This window comes from Nonomuraea jabiensis, assembly GCF_014204795.1.
In the GTDB taxonomy this organism is placed as follows: Bacteria; Actinomycetota; Actinomycetes; order Streptosporangiales; family Streptosporangiaceae; genus Nonomuraea; species Nonomuraea jabiensis.
Window position 1 is genome coordinate 8,658,581 of sequence record NZ_JACHMB010000001.1, and the last position, 14,673, is coordinate 8,673,253.

The window sequence follows — 14,673 nt, forward strand, 5'->3', positions numbered from 1 at the left end:
AGTCCTCCGATGAGCGATCTGTCACCATCCATCCGGCGGCGGCCCCAGCTCCCCGCCGTGCTGTCGCGCAGCGGCCGCCTGCTCGGTGCCGCCGCCCTCGGCCTCGCGGCGCTGAGCGCCGTGGAGAGCGCCCCGGCCACCGCCGCGCCGAACTGCGCCGCCGCATCGGCGTATTACGACCAGGCTCCCACCAGCGGCAACCTCACCATGGTGCGGCAGGCGCTGCACTGCCTCATCGACGACGAGCGCGCCCGGGCCGGGCTGGCCCCGCTCACGCGCAACAGCCAGCTCGACGCCGCGGCGGCCGCGCACGCCGGCGCCGCCGCGACCCTGAAGTGGTGGCGGCCGGGCGCGGACTCGCACACCAACCCGCAGACCGGCTCGACGCCGTACAGCCGGATAACGGGCGCGGGCTACTGCCCGAACCCGCTGTCCTGGGCCTACGCCGAGACCACCTACACCGGCTGGGGCGGGTCGGGCACGCCGCGGGCCGCCGTCCATTGGTGGGTGTACGTCAGCACGTACGGCCACCGCCAGATCGTCCTGAGCCCGACGCTGACCGACGTGGGCATCGGCGCGGCGGCGGGGGCGGCGGACCCGGCCGGCGCGGGCGCGGCGGGCGGCGGGACGTTCGTGGTCGACTATGGGCGCTGCCAGCGCTAGCCGGGCCGGGCCGTCGCGGGCGGCAGCGTTCCCGGCCGGACCTCGACCAGGCGCCCCGGCCGCCAACAGCTCCCGCCTCCGGCGGCGTGCGACCGGGCCGGTCGTCTGGCCCGGTCGCGGAGGTGGGTCAGCCGGGCGGCACGATCCCGTTCTTGGAGACGGGGACGGCCAGTTGCGCGGCGCCGGCGATCCTGAGCTCCTCGGGGGGCAGGTTGCCCAGCACCGGGTTCAGGTGTTTCAGGGTCAGCGGCACCGGAGAGATGGCCGGGCTGGTCACGTCGAACTTCTCCAGGTCGATCCAGCGTACGACGTCGAGCACGTCCGGCGGGATCTCGTCACGGGCCTTCTGCACCGGGACGCAGAGCTGGCGGGCGGCGGTGACCTGGACGGTCCCGGTGGGGATCTGGTTGACCAGCACGGGGTTGAGCTGAGTGAGGGTCAGGGGCAGGTTCATGGACGGGTTCGGCTGGTGCGCGTAACACAGCAGGTCGATGTGCGAGATGACGCGCAGGATGTCCGGGGCCGGGACCACGCCGTTCTTGGCGACCGGCACGCACAAATGCTGCGGCACGTTCAGCGTGACGCTGATGCCCGGCACGTTCTGCAGGACCGGGTTCAAATGGCGCAGCCCCAGATTCTGGTTGATCGAGGGCCCGGTCACCCGGTAGCACGACAGGTCGACGAACCTGATGTAGTCGAGGACATTCGGCGGTGGGATGACGTTGTTCTTGGCCACCGGGACGCAGAGTTGTTCGCGCTGGCCCAGCGTGACCTGCACGGTCGGCAGGTTGCCGAGCACGGGGTTGAGGTGGCGCAGCACCAATGTGGTGGCCGGCGGCTGGTACGAGGTGGTCTTGAAGCACTCAAGGTCGAGATTCGACACGAATTCCTTAGGCGTCGGCAGGGCCAGGGCCGCTGCGGGCGGTGCGGCGAGGAATGCGGCGGCGAATATCGCGAGGCCAGCGGATAAGAGACTTCTTATTGTTATTCTGCTGCGGGGATTTGGGGTGCCCTTTTCGTTCATCTGCCCTCCAGATATGGCTGGGGTGTTTGCTCTGACTGTGCGCGCGGATATCCGGCTTGACAAGGCAGGTGTCCACAATGTGCCACGGGTTTGCAAACATGCATGTCCGGGATTTTTGAGCGGTCTGTAATTTCGGTCGGGTGCCCTGCCGATTCCTCATTCCGCCCGCCATCGTTTTTGCCGCGAGCCCGCTCGCGCAGAGCGGGCTCGCGGGTCCCGGCGGCCTTCTCGCTACGGCTCACCGGGGTGGAGGGGTCGGGTCAGCCCAGGTTCCAGACAGAGGAGATGCGATCGTTCCATCCGCTGGGGACGAGGGTCGGGATGTCGGAGAAGGGCTGGACGAACAGGGAACTGCCGCCGAAGTTGATGTGCTCGTAGTAGCGGACGGCGTTGTTGGTGCTGCCCATGGAGCTGATGACGTCGTTCCAGTCGTGCAGGTGCAGCGGGCCGTGGTGGACGCTGGTCAGGTCGTTGTGCGCCTGCCGGGCGCCGCACCAGAACCAGTCGCCGGCGTAGTCCACGTGCTCGAACATCTGGACCTGGCCCTGCGTCGCCGGGCGGGGGTCGGCCGCGCGCAGTTGCGAGGCCGCCCACACCGCGCCGTTGAGCGCGCTGTCGTCGGTCAGCGCGACCAGGCGCTCGGTGCCGTAGATGTAGGTCAGCGGACGGCCGTCGAACCGCGACAGGTCGCGGGGGTCGTGCTCGACACCGTCCACGACCACCGCCATGGCGGGCGCCGGGTGGGTGACGGGCTGGGTGGCGTGCTGGGTGGCGTGCTGGGTGGCGGCGGTCGCGGGCCTGCTCAGCGCCTGGGCCGCGTCCATCCTGATGGGCGGCGCGGAGCGGGGCGCGTTGACCGCCTTGCTGACGAGCCCCTCCAGCGTGGTGATGCCCCGCTCGCGCAGCAGCGCCAGCACGTCGGCCTCGTTCAGGCCGCCGACGTGGTCGGAGAACTCCAGGAACCGCTCGATCTCGCGGCGGGCCGGGGTAGAGATGCTTGTCACGGGTTTGCCTCCCCCTGTGAGTGGTGCGAACTCCTTCATGGTCGGGTGGCGCGGCGACCTGGGCATTCCCCAGTGTTGGGGATGGTGTTCATGGTCAATGCCGCCATGAGTTCGCGGGCTCCATCTTGAGCGGGGCAAGTGCCGGGCTTGATCGGCTGTTGGGCTCGCGGCCCGTATGGTCCGGACATGCTTGGAGACACCGCTGGGGCGGACGCGGCCGCACCGTGGGGCGCTGCGGGGATATCGTTGATCGGCATCGTGGTGCTGGGGGCCTGCTCGGCACTGATCCGGTGGAGGGCCCGGCGGCGTGCCGCCCGCCGGGAACGAGCGCGCCAGGCCGCCCTGCAGCTGGCCGCGGCGGTCGAGGACGTCCGCACCGGCATGCGCGACGCGACGACGCGGCACGAGCGCGGCGTCGCCCTGGCGCGGTGGCGATCCCGCTGGATGTACGCCGCCGCCATGATCGCTCTCGTCGATCCCGCCGTCGCCAAGGACGTACGGGCACAGGGACGACGCCTGTACGCCGACCTCATGGCCGTCGAGGTGCACGGCACGGCCTGGCCGGTCGGCGGCATGCGGCGAGAGTCGGGCCAGCTCCTGCACGCCAGCGCCCGCGACCTCTACGCCCGCTGCTGCAGCCGAGACTGAGTCCTGAAACCTCACTTTCCGCTACAAACGCGATGATCTGCTTGCAACGTACAAAAAACACACCGCCGGATGAACGGCAACAAAACGGACCCAGACTCACCTCCAGCAAAATCTTGGAGGTAAGTGTTGGGCTACAACAGACGCGATTTCCTGTCCGCCGTCGGTGTTTCCGGCGGGGCAGGCGCGCTCTTCGCGACCATGGGCGCCCTCGGGCTCGCGCCGTCCGCCGAGGCGGCCGCGAAGGGGACCTTCGACCCGCCACAGCAGTCCGACTTCTCCCTCACCGGCCGGTCCGCGAAGAAGGTCGTGATCCTCGGCGCGGGGATAGCCGGCCTCGCCACGGCGTACGAGCTGGGCAAGGCGGGCTACGACTGCACGATTCTGGAGGCGCTCGACCGGGTGGGCGGCCGGAACTGGACCATCCGCGGCGGCGACCGCGTGACCGAGCTGGACGGCTCCACGCAGGTCGCGAAGTTCGGTGACGGCGTCTATCTCAACGCGGGGCCGGCCCGGCTGGCGCAGTGGATGGTCACCATGGACTACTGCCGCGAGCTCGGCGTCGACCTGGAGGTCTTCACCAACTCCAACGCCCAGGCCTACATCTACCACCAGAACATGCGCGCCCCCGTCCGCTGGCGTACCGCCAAGGCCGACGTGTACGGGTACGTCTCGGAGCTGCTGTCGCGGGCGACCGACGCGGGGGCGCTGGACGCCGCGCTCACGGCGCAGGACAAAGAGCGCCTGATCGCCTTCCTGTCGAGTTTCGGGGCGGTGGGGGACAAGGCGAGCGGATTCAAGTACTCCGGAGGCACCCGCCGCGGCCACAGCGTGAACCCGGGCGCGGGCGACCAGCCGGGCACGGTCCTCGGGCCGGTGCCGTCGCTGTCGGAGGTGCTGGCCAGCGGCGTCGGGCAGCGGTTCGCCTTCGAGTTCGGCTACGACCAGGCGATGCTGATGTTCCAGCCGGTGGGCGGCATGGACGCGATCCCGCGGGCCTTCGCCGGCAGGATCGGGCGGCAGCGGATCCGGCTGCGCGCCAAGGTCACCAGGATCACCGATCTGCCGGACGGCGTGGAGGTGGAGTACGAGGACCGCCACGGCCGTACCCAGAAGATCAAGGCGGATATGTGCGTCGCGGCGATGCCCCCGCACATCCTGGCCAAGACGGCGCACAACCTCGGCCCGGAGGTCCAGGCCGCCCTCGCCACCCCGACCGCCACGAACGCGGGCAAGATCGGCCTGGAGTACCGCCGCCGCTGGTGGGAGGTCGACGAGGACATCTACGGCGGCGTCACCGCCACCGACCTCGACCTGGCCACGATCTGGTACCCCTCCTACGGGTACGGCTCCTCGCGCGGCATGGTCGTCGGCTACTACAACTTCGGCGCCCAGGCCGACGCGTACGCCGCGCTGAAGCCGGCCGAGCGCGAGCGCCGCGCGATCGAGCAGGGCATGAAGATCCATGGTGCGAAATATCGCGACGAACTGGCGTCGTCGGTGTCCATCGCCTGGAAGCTCCAGCCGCACATCGAGGGCGCGTGGGTGGGCTGGCCGTCCCGGCAGGGCGCGTACCAGCTGCTCGGCAAGCCCGCCGGGCACGTGTACTTCGCGGGCGACTGGCTGAGCTACATGATCGCCTGGCAGGCGGGAGCCCTGGAGTCCGCCCGCAAGGTCGTCACCGAGCTGCACCAGCGCGTCCTGAGCACCTCCTGAGAGGACACCTCCGCATGAAGATCCGCACCATCGCCCTCCCCGCGGCCGTCGTCCTCGTCCTCGGCACGGGTACGGCTGCCGCCGCCCCCACCTGGTCGCCCCGGCCGCAGGAGGTCAAGCCGTTCCTCCCCGAGGGCGCCACCAACCCGGCGATCGCCGACGGGGTGGCGCTCGGGAAGCAGGTGGCCTCGTACACCGCCAGCGGCCTGGGACCCGCGGCGGGCAACCCCGCGGCCCCCGCCGACTCTCCCGAACGCTACGTCGACTTCCCCGGCGCGGCCCTGCCTCCGGGGGTCACCCTCACCGAGGCCCAGGCCCTCAACGTGCTCAAACGCGTCAAGGCCAACCTCACCGCGGCCGGGCTGGGCCTGGCCGACGTGGTCTCCATGCGCGCCTACCTGGAGAAGCCGCCCGGGGCCGAGTCGGCGGACTTCGCCGGCTGGAACCGCGCCTACCGCCAGTTCTTCGCCAACACGGACCTGGCCACCGGCCGGCCCGTACCCGTCCCGCTCGGCACCGCGCCGCCCGCCCCGCCCATGGAGGTCAACCCGGCCCGCCCGGCCCGCGTCACGATCGAGATCGCCAACCTCCCGGTCGCGGGCTGGCTCGTCGAAGTGGAGGTCGTCGCCGCCTACCAGCACTGACCTCGGCGCTGCCGAGGCTGGTGTGGGCTCTGTTGTTCAAGGGAAGAAACATGAAGGCGCCGCCTCTGCTCACGCACTGAAAAGAGGCGGCGCTGTTTCGTTCTCCGCCTCCGGCCGATTGTTGAACGCTTGCATGGCATCCAATACATCTGTATAGAATGCTGGACGTGCGACCAATTTCTGAAGAGGACCTGACCACGCGCGCCCGCATCCGCGACGCCGCGATGGCGTTGTTCGCCGAGCAGGGGGTCAAGGCCACCACGATCCGCGGGATCGCCGAGGCGGCCAGGGTCTCGCCCGGCCTGGTGCAGCACCACTTCGGCACCAAGGAAGCGCTGCGGCAGGCCTGCGACGAGTACGTCCTCAGCTACGTGCGCGAGCAGGTCACCGCCGGCGTCACCGACCGCAACCTGGAGAAGCCCGAGTTCATCGAGAACGTCCACCGCACCGCGCCGCCCCTGATGAAGTACCTCGGCCGCGCGCTCGTGGAGGGCTCCCCGGCGGCCGCCACCATGTTCGACGACCTCGTGACCGTGACGGAGCAGCATCTCGCCAACGATGATCAGCACTCCGAGGCCGACCACCGCGCCCGCGCGACCGTGCTGACGGCGATGAAGCTGGGCATCACGGTGCTGCACGAGCACGTCTCCCGCGCGCTCGGCACGGACCTTTACGCCCCGCAGGGCGCGCTACGCGTCGGCAAGGCCCAGCTCGACCTGATCAGACCCGAATTCCTTGGCCGCGAGCTGTTCGAACAGGCGCGTACGGGGCTGGAGAAGTTCGAGGGACAACAATGAACGCCGCAGTGCGCGCCGACGGCCTGGTCAAGACCTTCGGCCAGGCCAGGGCCCTGGACGGGCTCGACCTCACCGTCAGGACGGGGGAGGTGCACGGCTTCCTCGGCCCCAACGGCGCGGGCAAGACCACCACGATCCGCATCCTGCTCGGCCAGATGCGCGCCGACGGCGGCCGGATCGAGTTACTGGGCGGCGACCCGTGGCACGACGCCACCGAGCTGCACCGAAGGCTCGCCTACGTGCCCGGCGACGTCACCCTGTGGCCCTCGCTGACCGGCGGCGAGGTCATCGACCTGCTCGGCAGGGTGCGCGGCGGCCTCGACCCGCGGCGGCGCGCCGAGCTGCTGGAGCACTTCGAGCTCGACCCGCGCAAGAAGTGCCGCACCTACTCCAAGGGCAACCGGCAGAAGGTGGCGCTGGTGGCCGCCTTCGCCTCCGACGTGGAACTGCTGGTCCTGGACGAGCCGACCTCGGGCCTGGACCCGCTGATGGAGGCCGTCTTCAACGACTGCGTCCTGCGGGAGAAGCGCGACGGCCGCACCGTGCTGCTGTCCAGCCACATCCTGTCGGAGGTCGAGACGCTGTGCGACCGCGTCAGCATCATCCGCGCCGGCCGTACCGTCGAGTCCGGCAGCCTGGCCGACCTGCGCCACCTCACCCGCACCTCGGTGACGGCCGAGCTGATCGGGCCCGCGCCGGGGCTGGCCGCGCTGCCCGGCGTACACGACCTGACCGTGGACGGCGCCCGGCTGCGCTGCCAGGTGGACGGCGACGCGCTGACCGCCGTGCTGGGCGAGCTGGCCGGGGCGGGCGTGCGGACGCTGACCACGCAGCCGCCGACGCTGGAGGAGCTGTTCCTGCGCCACTACGAGGGAGCCGCCGCATGACCGGCACCCTGACCCTGATCCGGCTCATCCTGCGCAGGGACCGCGTGCTGCTGCCGGTGTGGATCGCGATCAGCGCGCTGCTGCCGGCGAGCATCGCCTCGGCCACCACCGACCTGTACGCCGACCAGGCCGCCCGCGACGCCTTCGCGGCGGCCTCGGCGAGCAACCCCGCGCAGCTGGCCACGCGCGGCCACATCTACGACGCGAGCGTCGGCGGCCTGACCGCCTGGACGCTCGGCTCGTCCCTGGCGCTGATCGGCGGGCTGGTCAGCATCCTGCTGGTGATCAGGCACACCCGGGTCGAGGAGGAGACCGGCCGGCGCGAGCTGCTGTCGTCGGGTGTCATCGGCCGCCACGCCCCGCTGGCCGCCGCGCTCGCGGTCGTGCTGGCCGCCAACCTGCTGCTCGGCCTGCTGTCGGTGGTCCCGCTGGTCGCGGGCGGCCAGCCCGCGGGTTCCTCGCTGCTGTTCGGGCTGTCCACCGCCGGGGGCGGCTGGGCGTTCGCGGCCGTGGCCGCGGTCACCGCGCAGCTCACCGCGTCATCCGGTACGGCGCGCGGCCTCGCGATCGCCGCCGGCGGCCTGCTGTTCGCGCTGCGTTCGCTGGCCGACACCGGCGGCATCGGCTGGCTGGCGTGGCTGACGCCGTTCGGCTGGGTCCGGCTGACCAAGCCCTACGCCGGCGACCAGTGGTGGGTGCTCGGGCTGATCGCGGCGGCCGTCGCCGCCGTGGCCACGGCCGCCTTCGCCCTGTCCACCCGGCGTGACGTGGCCGGCGGCCTGGTGCCCACCCGCCAGGGGCCCGCCACCGGAGGGCTGCCGGGCGCGTTCGGCCTGGCCGGGCGGCTGCACCGGGGCACGCTCGCGGGCTTCGCGATCGGGTTCGGCCTGCTGGGGGCGCTGCTCGGCGTGTCGGCGCGCGGCCTGGACAGCCAGCTGGACACGCCGCAGTTCCAGGAGCTGGCCGCGACCGTCGGCGGCGCCGGCGCCCGCATCTCGGACGTGTTCTTCACCTTCGTGATGTACGTGCTCAGCCAGCTCGTCACAGGGGCGGCGCTGGTGTCGGCGCTGCGCGCCCGCGGCGAGGAGGCGGCGGGCCGGGCCGAACTCCTGCTGTCCACCCCCGTCGGCCGGCTGCGCTGGGCGCTGAGCCACCTGGTGTTCGCCATCGTGAGCCCGGCGCTGCTGCTGGCCGTGCTGGGCGCGGCGGCGGGGCTCACCTACGACGGCGACGTGGCCCGCGTCGCCGGGGCCACGCTGGCGTACCTGCCCGCGGTCTGGACCGTGGTCGGGATCGCGACGCTGCTGTTCGGCCTGCTGCCCCGGCTGGCGGTGGCCGTGAGCCGGACCGCGCTCGGTCTCTTCCTGGTCGTGGATCTGCTGGCGGAGTTCAAGCTGGCCGGCGGGATCGTCCTGAACCTGTCGCCGTTCGTGCACGTGCCGGCGATGTTGCTGGGCGGCTCCTCGTCGGCGGTGGCGCCGCTGCTGGGGCTGACCGCGGTGGCCGTCGCCCTGGCCGCGGCGGGGCTGGCGTTCCTGCGCCGCCGCAATCTGGTGCCCTCCGCCTGATCCCCGCTCAGGCCTCCGCCGCGCCCTGGCCGGCCCTGGCGGTCGCGGCGGCGTGCTCGTCGTCGGTCATGCCGAGGTGGGGGTAGCTCTGGTGCAGGTCGTGCTGGTCGTCGGCCCACCGGAGGTAGTCCCGCCGGACGGTCAGCTCGTCGGAGTCGACGATCCGGGCGATGTCGGCCCAGGAGGCCCCCGCCTGCAGCGCGTGATGGACGTGGGCGGGATGGCGTACGGTACGCGCGATGCACTCCGCCAGCGCCAGCAGCTCGAGGTGCTCGGCCACGGTGAGCGCGGGCCGGTCGTCGGCGCCGTGCCGGGCGGGGTCGTAGCTGCCCCGGGTCACCAGCTCGACCCGGGCGCGAGCCGCCGCGTCCTTGGCGGCCAGCGCGTTGTAGCGCTCAAGCTGCCGGCTGACGGGCATGTCGAAGCGGGCGTCGCGCCAGGACGTGATGGGCTCGGGCGTGGTCATGGCGACTTCTCCAGGGTTGTCGGTGGGCCGGTTTCCGGGCGTCTCAAGTACACCCCATTCCGGGCCGAATGCGGCGGCAGGAATATTGTCGGTGGCGTCGGGCAGGGTGGGTCCCGCAACCGTTCACTCGAGGACCTCCGGAAGGGCTTTCATGACAGCCGACCAGCCGCTCACCTGCTCCACCTGCCAGGGCGTGATCGTCACGGCGCAGGACGGCGCCTATACGCCTGCCCGCGGGCGGCTGATCGTCACCAACGGCTACTGCCGGGGACAATGCTCCGCCAACCCGCCCCAACCCGCCGCGAGCACGGCACCCGCGCCCGCCGACCGGCCGGAGCCCGCGCCCGTCAACCCGTGAGGCTCTGGCGTTTCTCCCGCGAACGCCGGCCCGCCGGGAGTGTCCGGAGGTGGGCATACAGTGGGCGCTTGTGCTGTTCGGAAGATCGGCGGAGATCGCCACCATCGATGATGTGATCTCCCGGGCCCGCGAGGGCGCGGGCGATGCCCTCGTGCTCCGGGGCGAGGCAGGGGTGGGCAAGACGGCCCTGCTCGACCTGGCGGCCTCCCGGGGCGGGTCCATGCGGGTGCTCAGGACGACCGGCGTCGAGCCCGAGTCCGACCTGGCCTTCGCCGCGCTGCACCAGCTGCTGCGGCCGGTCGCCGGGCTGCTCGACACGCTGCCGGGGCCGCAGCGCGAGGCGGTGCGCGGGGCGCTCGGGCTGGGCGGAGGCGCGTCCGGGGACCGGTTCCTGCTGGCGGCCGGGGTGCTGTCGCTGCTGGCCGAGGCCGCCGCGCCGGACGGGCTGGTCTGCGTGGTCGACGACTTCCAGTGGGTGGACCGGGCCTCGGCGGACGCGCTGCTGTTCGCCGCCAGGCGGCTGGCCACGGAGCGGATCGCGATGCTGCTGGCCGTACGCGGGGACGCGCCGGTGAAGGGGGTGCCGCCGCTGCGGCTCGGCGGCCTGCCGGAGCCGGCGGCGGCCGAGCTGCTCGACGCCTCGATGCCGCCCGCCGTCAAGCGGGAGCTCGTGGCGGCCACCGGTGGCAACCCGCTGGCCCTGCGCGAGATCGTACGGCGGTTGCGCCCCGGACAGCTCGCGGGCCGTGAGCCGCTGCCCGATCCGCTGCCCGGCGGCACGCAGCTGTTCGGTGAGCAGGTGGCCGCGCTGTCGGATGACGCCCGGCTGGTGGCCCTGCTCGCGGCCGTGGAGAGCGACCTCGACCTGGTGCTGCGCGCCAGCGGGGCGGTGGAGGCGGGGCGGGGGGCGTTGCATGAGCTGGAGGTCGCCGGGCTGGTGCGGGTCGAGGGCGCGTCCGTACGATTCCGCCACCCCCTCATCCGCTCGGCCGTGCACGAGGCCGCGGCGCCCGCGTCCCGCCGGGCGGCGCACGAGGCGCTGGCCGGGCTGTCAGAAGGCGACCGCCGCGCCTGGCACCTGGCGGCGGCCGCGCTCGGCCAGGACGAGAGCGTCGCCGCCGCGCTCGCCGACACCGCCGACCGGGCCCGCGACCGCGGCGGCTACGGCGACGCCGCCACCGCCCTGGCCAGGGCCGCCGAGCTGACCCCGGCGCCGCACACCCGGGCGGTCAGGCTCAAGGACGCGGCCATGGCCGCCTGGCTCGGCGGCCGTCCGGGGCAGGCGGAGTCCCTGCTGGCCGAGGCCCGCGACCACGCGGGCGGGGACCGCGCGCTGGAGATGGAGATCGCCCAGCTGCGGGGCAGGTTCGAGCTGAACTCCGGCAGCGCCGCCGAGGCGGTGCGCATCCTGGCCACGGGCGACAGCCTGGACATGCTGGCCGACGCCGCCGAGGCGGCCTCGTACGTGGGCGACACGGCCGCCATCGCCGAGATCGGGCGGCGGGCGGCGGCGTTCCCCGAGGGGTTCCTGCGCGACGTGCTGGCCGGCATCGGCCTGATGCTCTCGGACGGCACCGGGCACGAGCTGCTCAGGCGGGCGCTGGACAGGACCGGGGAGCTGACGGAGGCGGCCGGGTTCCTGTGGGCGACGGCGGCGGCCAGTTACCTGGGCGAGGCCGATCTGGCGGCCGACCTGGCCGCCCGGGCGGGCCGGGTGGCCAGGGTGTCGGGGATGGTGGGGCAGCTGCCGGTGGTGCTGGAGTTCGTGGCCACCGGCGAGCGGATCGCCGGTCGGCTGGCGGAGAGCCAGGCCCTCTCCGAGGAGGGGCTGGAGCTGGCCCGCGAGGCCGGGTACGCCAACACGGTGGCCGCGCACCTGGCCAACCTCGCGGTGCTGGCGGCGCTGCGCGGCGAGGAGGAGACGTGCCGCGGGCACGCTCAGGAGGCGCTGGCCATCGCGATCCCGCACCGGGTGGGCCTGCGCGCGGGGGTGGCCGCGTACGCGCTGGCCATGCTCGACCTGGGGGCGGGCCGCTTCGCCGCCGCGCACGACCGGTTCACCGCGATCGCGGCCGCGGGCCCGGGGGCCGGGCATCCGACGGTGGTGTGGCGCTCGACGCCGGATCGCATCGAGGCGGCCGTGGGCGCGGGCGACCTGGAGGCGGCGCGGGCGGCGCTGGAGGCGTACGAGCGCTGGTCGGCACAGGCGGCCACCGCGGAGTCGCGTGCGCTGCTGACCCGGTGCCGCGCCCTGGTCGGCGCCGGCCCGGAAAAGGAGCTGCCGGGACAAGAGCTGGAGGAGGCGCTGCGGCTGCACGCGAACCCGTACGAGGCGGCCAGGACCGCCCTGCTGCTGGGCGAACGGCTGCGCCGCGCGCACCGGCCCGGCGAGGCGCGGCCGCATCTGCGGGCCGCGCTGGAGACGTTCCGGCGGGCGGGCGCCGAGCCGTGGGCGCGGCGCGCGCACGGCGAGCTGCGGGCGGCGGGCGAGAGCGCCGAGCCCGCCCGCGGCCCGGCGCTGGACGCGCTGACCCCGCAGGAGCTGCGCATCGCGGGCCTGGTCGCCGACGGCCTGTCCAGCAAGGAGATCGCCGCGCAGCTGTTCCTGAGCCCGCGCACGGTCGAGTACCACCTGTACAAGATCTATCCGAAGCTGGGCATCGGTACCCGTACGGAGCTGGCGCGGCTAGTAGTTCTACAGAAGGCGCCCGTATCCGGGGACGGCATGCTCTGAGTCATGCAGAACGTGGACATCTGGAGTGAAGAGTTCGGCGCCGCTACGGACGAGCCGATCGTGCTGGTGATGGGTTCGATGTCGCAGGGGATCCTGTGGCCGGAGGAGTTCGTCGGGCGGCTGACCGCCGGGGGCCGTCGGGTGGTCCGGTACGACCATCGCGACACCGGCAGGTCGGCCACGGTGGACTTCGAGGAGGAGCCGTATACCTGGAGCGACATCAAGGACGATGTGTTGCGGGTGATGGACGCGCATGGTCTGGACAGCGCGCATCTGGTGTGTCATTCGGCGGGTGGGTTGCTGGGGCAGTTGATCGCGGTGGAGTGTCCGGAGCGGGTGCGGACGCTCACGGTCATCGGGTCCTCGCCGCTGGGTGGGGGTGAGGGGTTGGTGATCATGCGGGCGTTGATGGGTCAGCCGCAGCCGGAGGGGGGTCTGCCGGGGCCGGTGCCGGAGTTCGTGGCCCATTATCAGGGGTTGATGGCGGGTCCGGCGCCGGTTGGTCGGCGGGAGCGGATCGAGGCGATGATCGTTGAGCAGCGGGTGCTGCACGGCACGGGGCTGCCGTTGGACGAGGATGCCGCCCGCCGTCTGCAGGAGCGCGTCTATGATCGGGCGCGGGATCCGGATGCGGTGGTGAACCACCGGCTGGCCGCGATGGCTCGGCCGGATTTCGAGCCGGTGGGCGTGCTGGACCAGGTGAAGGCGCCGACGCTGGTGATCGAGGGCACTCACGAGCCGGCCAAGCCGGGTCACGGCGCGATCATCGCCGAGGCGATCCCGGGGGCGCGCTTGATGATGGTCGAGGGCATGGGGCACACGCTGCCGCCGGAGGTGCATGAGGAGCTGGCCCGGGCCATCCTCGCGCACACCTCCGGAGCGAGCTAGGAACGTCCGCTCGGCACGACCACGTACTGCCGCAGGTACAGGTCCCGGAAGCTCACCGGGCCGCGCGGGCCGGGCACCCGGTCGATGTTGATGCCCGTCTCCGGCAGCCGCAGCAGCTTGAAGCCGTCGAGGAGCCGGGTGGTGGAGTTCCAGAACACCCCCGAGCCGGCGTAGGCGTCGATGAACTCCGCGGCGGCCGCCGGATCCTCGGTGGCGACGGCGGCCGCCAGCCCGGAGGTCTCCTCGTTGGCGATCCGGGCCGCGTGCAGCGGGCCGTCGGCGGCGTCGACGGTCACGGTGGCCGCGCGCTCCGGGTCGAGCGACCACTCGTATCCGCGCGGGTGGTCGTGCGGCGGCAGGGACGCGCCGATGCCCAGCCGGTCCAGGACCTCCAGGACGCCGGGCAGCCGCTCGTCGTAGCAGGACCGGTCGATGAGCAGCAGGTTGAGCCGGTTGCACACGCCCAGCCGGTCGAGGCTGTCGGCGATGAGCCGGTGGACGGTGTCGTCGTCGGCGGCCGGGTGGATGTAGAGCACGCCGCCGCCGTCGGCGTGCGCGAGGGTGCGCACGCCGTGCCGGGCGGCCTCGCGGCCGAGATCGCGGGTGCTGTCGCCGCTGCCGCGCAGGATGACCAGCGGGATGAGCTCGGGCAGCGACACCAGCGCGTACGCCGCCGAACGGTCCCCGCCGGGCACCAGCTGGACGGCGTCCGGGTCGAGGCCGGCATCGGCGAGAGCCGGTGCGATCACGTGCTCCACGATGGCCCGGGACGAGCGCAGCGCGGCCGAGCCGGTGCGCAGGACGCCCGCGTTGCGTGACTTGAGGAACTGGGAGGCGATGTCGAGGGTGACGTTGGGGCGTGCTTCGAAGTTCGCGCCGATCACGCCGACGGGCCGGCGGCGTTCCAGCAGGGTGAGCTGGTCGGGGCGTTCTTCCAGGACCCGGTCGCGGGGCTCGTGCGGCACGTCCGCCAGGATGCGGAGCTCCGCGGCCATGCCGTCCAGCCGCCCGCCGGTCAGGCGCAGGCGGTCCTGGAGGGCGGGGGACATCCCGGCGGAGACGGCTGCGGCGAGATCCTCCTCGTTGGCGGAGACGAGGGTGTCTCGTGCGGTGCGCAGCCGCTCGGCCATGCCTCGTAGCGCGGTGTCGATGTCGGCGTCCGTCGCGCGTTCGAGAGCGGGGGAGCTCTGTCGAGCCCGGATCGCGCAGGTGCGCACCGCGTTGTCGGTGGAGCTGGTCAAGGGCGTCCTTTCGCCGGCGGGGCACGGGAGCGAGGTGA

14 protein-coding genes are annotated in these 14,673 nt (G+C 72.7%); 10 read left to right on the top strand and 4 right to left on the bottom strand.

The window, feature by feature from the left end:
- Positions 1–9 precede the first annotated feature (9 nt).
- Positions 10–663 carry a CAP domain-containing protein gene (locus HD596_RS39450; protein ID WP_185074554.1) on the top strand — a complete coding sequence of 218 codons (654 nt, stop codon included), beginning with the start codon at positions 10–12 and terminating at the stop codon, positions 661–663.
- Between the two features lie 127 nt (positions 664–790).
- On the opposite strand, the gene HD596_RS39455 is transcribed toward HD596_RS39450, so the two are convergent.
- On the bottom strand, positions 791–1,546 hold the full coding sequence (locus HD596_RS39455) for a hypothetical protein (protein WP_313046137.1): 756 nt from the start codon (positions 1,544–1,546) through the stop codon (positions 791–793).
- Between the two features lie 401 nt (positions 1,547–1,947).
- Entirely contained in the window at positions 1,948–2,691 is a 744-nt protein-coding gene (locus tag HD596_RS39460) for a beta/gamma crystallin family protein (protein WP_185074556.1), read from the bottom strand.
- Positions 2,692–2,877: 186 nt separating this feature from the next.
- On the opposite strand from HD596_RS39460, the gene HD596_RS39465 reads away from it, so the two are divergent.
- From HD596_RS39465 to HD596_RS39490, 6 genes are all read left to right on the top strand, one after another.
- Positions 2,878–3,339: a hypothetical protein gene (locus HD596_RS39465; protein ID WP_185074557.1), complete on the top strand. Its 462-nt coding sequence runs from the start codon at positions 2,878–2,880 to the stop codon at positions 3,337–3,339.
- Positions 3,340–3,465: 126 nt separating this feature from the next.
- Complete coding sequence (locus HD596_RS39470; RefSeq protein ID WP_313046141.1) at positions 3,466–5,052, top strand: flavin monoamine oxidase family protein; 1,587 nt, start codon at positions 3,466–3,468, stop codon at positions 5,050–5,052.
- A gap of 14 nt (positions 5,053–5,066) precedes the next feature.
- Positions 5,067–5,696, top strand: a complete 630-nt coding sequence (locus tag HD596_RS39475) for a Rid family hydrolase (protein ID WP_185074558.1) — start codon at positions 5,067–5,069, stop codon at positions 5,694–5,696.
- Between the two features lie 167 nt (positions 5,697–5,863).
- On the top strand, positions 5,864–6,493 hold the full coding sequence (locus HD596_RS39480; RefSeq protein WP_185074559.1) for a TetR/AcrR family transcriptional regulator: 630 nt from the start codon (positions 5,864–5,866) through the stop codon (positions 6,491–6,493).
- The gene (locus HD596_RS39485) at positions 6,490–7,380 is read left to right on the top strand and encodes an ABC transporter ATP-binding protein (RefSeq protein ID WP_185074560.1); all 891 of its coding nucleotides are present in this window, start codon (positions 6,490–6,492) and stop codon (positions 7,378–7,380) included. The genes HD596_RS39480 and HD596_RS39485 overlap by 4 nt, the downstream gene beginning before the upstream one ends.
- Positions 7,377–8,948, top strand: a complete 1,572-nt coding sequence (locus tag HD596_RS39490) for an ABC transporter permease (protein ID WP_185074561.1) — start codon at positions 7,377–7,379, stop codon at positions 8,946–8,948. Before HD596_RS39485 ends, HD596_RS39490 begins: the two co-directional genes overlap by 4 nt.
- Before the next feature lie 7 nt (positions 8,949–8,955).
- On the opposite strand, the gene HD596_RS39495 is transcribed toward HD596_RS39490, so the two are convergent.
- Positions 8,956–9,414 carry a hypothetical protein gene (locus tag HD596_RS39495; protein WP_185074562.1) on the bottom strand — a complete coding sequence of 153 codons (459 nt, stop codon included), beginning with the start codon at positions 9,412–9,414 and terminating at the stop codon, positions 8,956–8,958.
- Between the two features lie 151 nt (positions 9,415–9,565).
- Between HD596_RS39495 and HD596_RS39500 the strand changes: the two genes are divergently transcribed.
- From HD596_RS39500 to HD596_RS39510, 3 genes are all read left to right on the top strand, one after another.
- A complete protein-coding gene (locus tag HD596_RS39500) occupies positions 9,566–9,772 on the top strand; it encodes a hypothetical protein (RefSeq protein ID WP_185074563.1) in 207 nt (68 codons plus the stop codon).
- Positions 9,773–9,842: 70 nt separating this feature from the next.
- Entirely contained in the window at positions 9,843–12,506 is a 2,664-nt protein-coding gene (locus tag HD596_RS39505) for a helix-turn-helix transcriptional regulator (protein WP_185074564.1), read from the top strand.
- A gap of 3 nt (positions 12,507–12,509) precedes the next feature.
- Positions 12,510–13,394 carry an alpha/beta fold hydrolase gene (locus HD596_RS39510; protein ID WP_185074565.1) on the top strand — a complete coding sequence of 295 codons (885 nt, stop codon included), beginning with the start codon at positions 12,510–12,512 and terminating at the stop codon, positions 13,392–13,394.
- Here the strand turns inward: HD596_RS39510 and HD596_RS39515 are convergent.
- Positions 13,391–14,635, bottom strand: coding sequence for an aldehyde dehydrogenase family protein (locus tag HD596_RS39515; RefSeq protein ID WP_185074566.1), 1,245 nt, complete (start codon positions 14,633–14,635; stop codon positions 13,391–13,393). The two genes, HD596_RS39510 and HD596_RS39515, sit on opposite strands and share 4 nt — an antisense overlap.
- Between the last annotated feature and the right edge of the window lie 38 nt (positions 14,636–14,673).

Bases quoted from the DNA above. Each gene is read 5' to 3' on its own strand.
- HD596_RS39510 (WP_185074565.1), top strand. From the start codon at position 12,510: ATGCAGAACGTGGACATCTGGAGTGAAGAGTTCGGCGCCGCTACGGAC.
- HD596_RS39500 (WP_185074563.1), top strand. From the start codon at position 9,566: ATGACAGCCGACCAGCCGCTCACCTGCTCCACCTGCCAGGGCGTGATC.
- HD596_RS39450 (WP_185074554.1), top strand. From the start codon at position 10: ATGAGCGATCTGTCACCATCCATCCGGCGGCGGCCCCAGCTCCCCGCC.
- HD596_RS39475 (WP_185074558.1), top strand. From the start codon at position 5,067: ATGAAGATCCGCACCATCGCCCTCCCCGCGGCCGTCGTCCTCGTCCTC.
- HD596_RS39490 (WP_185074561.1), top strand. From the start codon at position 7,377: ATGACCGGCACCCTGACCCTGATCCGGCTCATCCTGCGCAGGGACCGC.
- HD596_RS39465 (WP_185074557.1), top strand. From the start codon at position 2,878: ATGCTTGGAGACACCGCTGGGGCGGACGCGGCCGCACCGTGGGGCGCT.
- HD596_RS39485 (WP_185074560.1), top strand. From the start codon at position 6,490: ATGAACGCCGCAGTGCGCGCCGACGGCCTGGTCAAGACCTTCGGCCAG.
- HD596_RS39495 (WP_185074562.1), bottom strand. From the start codon at position 9,414: ATGACCACGCCCGAGCCCATCACGTCCTGGCGCGACGCCCGCTTCGAC.